Source organism: Citreimonas sp. (genome assembly GCF_042096055.1).
Classification (GTDB): domain Bacteria; phylum Pseudomonadota; class Alphaproteobacteria; order Rhodobacterales; family Rhodobacteraceae; genus Citreimonas.
Map to the genome: position 1 here is coordinate 27,553 of NZ_JBELMH010000010.1, position 1,868 is coordinate 29,420.

Below are 1,868 nucleotides of genomic sequence, written 5' to 3' on the forward strand. Positions count from 1 at the left end.
TCGGCAACTCTTTGCCGACGGCGAAGTTCCGCCGGAACTACATGATGGGCAGCGCCTACCATCCGATGTCGATGACGACAACTCGTCCGGCCGAAATTCCTTTGAGGTATTCGGTCCGCTGCCCGCATTCGCGCCGCTTTCGGCAGCGCATCGACGGCGAACAGGTGTGTTAAGGCCCCGTAACGGCAAAGGGGCCGGCGTTTTTAGCGCCGGCCCCGCCGTAGTTCTCACATCTTCCGCCGAAGCGTTTTCTTTTCAGGAAGACAGGCAGAGCGGGATCAGAAATCCTTCCAGATCGAGTCGTCCCCGGCGCCGCCCGAAGCCACGCGCTTGGCAGGCGCGGGCACAGCGGTCTCGGCCGCGCGCGCGTCCGGCTTCGGCGCGGCGGGCTTCGCCTGCTCTGCCTTGGCGGCGGTTTCAACTTCCCGTTCCCAAGATCCGCGGGGCGCCTCGTCGCTCTTGCTCGCCCATTCCGAATCCTCGGCGAAGTCCTCGCCCAGCGGGTCCGCCATGGGGACGGCCGAATTCTCGCCGCCCAGGAACTCGACCAAGATGCGCGAGACGTGGCTTGCCTCGTTGCTGAGCTCTTGGCTGGCGCTGCTGGTCTCACCCACGAGGGCCGCGTTCTGCTGCGTGACCTTGTCCAGTTCGCCCACGCCGACCGTGATTTCCTGCACGGCCGAGGCCTGCTCCTTCGCCGAACTGGCGATGTCGGACACGAGGTCCGAAACCTCGGTCACGCTCTGCACGATGTGCTGCAGGGTGGCGCTGGTCTCCTCGACCAGCCGCTCTCCGTCCTCGACCTGGCGCGAGCTGGTCGAGACGAGGTCCTTGATCTCCTTGGCGGATTCCGATGCGCGCTGCGCGAGCGAGCGCACTTCAGACGCCACGACGGAGAAGCCCTTGCCGGATTCACCGGCCCGCGCGGCTTCGACGCCGGCGTTCAGCGCCAGCAGGTTGGTCTGGAAGGCGATGTCGTCGATCACGCCGATGATCTGGGTGATCTGCTCGGACGACTTGGTGATCGAGCTCATGGCGGTCATCGCCCGGCCCATCACCTCGCCGCCGCGCTCGGCGCGACGGCGACCCTCCAGCACCTTCTCGTCGGCTTCCTGGGCGCGCTGCGCGGCGGACCGCACGCTTTCGGACAGTTCCTCGAGCGCCGCCGCCGATTCCTCGAGCGTCGCGGCCTGAACCTCGGCACGCTTGGACATCTTCATCGACATATCCGCGAGATCGTTGGCGTTGGTCTCGACGGTGGTGACGCTGTTGCGCACGGACGTCACCAGACGGTTCAGCGCTGCGGCGAGGCCGTTGAAGTCTTCGCAGAGCCGGACATAGCTTTCGCCGAGATCGTTCCACTCAGTCGCGGCGATCGTCTCGTCCACGCTGCCGTTCTTCAGGGCGTTCATTGCCTCGCCCATGCGGGCGAACAGCGCGACGCGTCGATCGTTCTCGCGACGCTCAGTCGCGTTCTTCTCGTCGGCGGCGACAAGGCGACCGCGCAGGTCGTCGAGGCGGCGGGCAATGCGACCGATCTCGTCCTGACGGTCAGCCGCCAGCATCTCGAAATCGTACTCTTCGTTCGCGATCCGCTCGACATACCCGACGATCGCCTCGATCGGACGGGACAGGACGCGACCGAAGATGAATGCCAGACCCAGGGACGCGGTCAGACCCACCGCCGACGCGATGAGTAGCAGGCGCATTTGGACGTCGAGGTTGGTCGACGTCGCGCTCAGGGCCTCGTCCACGGCGGCCGTGTAGCGCGGCTGCAGCTCGTTCAGGGTCGCCAGATGGCGGTTCATCATCGGCATCAGCACGTCGCGCAATTCGCGGTTCAGGCTGAACGGATCCATGGCCTCGAT

At 65.8% G+C, this 1,868-nt stretch carries 1 protein-coding gene; it reads right to left on the reverse strand.

Annotated elements, in window-relative coordinates; all coding sequences use genetic code 11:
* Positions 1 to 278: 278 nt before the first annotated feature.
* Positions 279 to 1,868 (reverse strand): methyl-accepting chemotaxis protein (locus ACFDTC_RS04315; protein WP_375257643.1); only part of this gene is annotated, 1,590 nt, incomplete at its 5' end.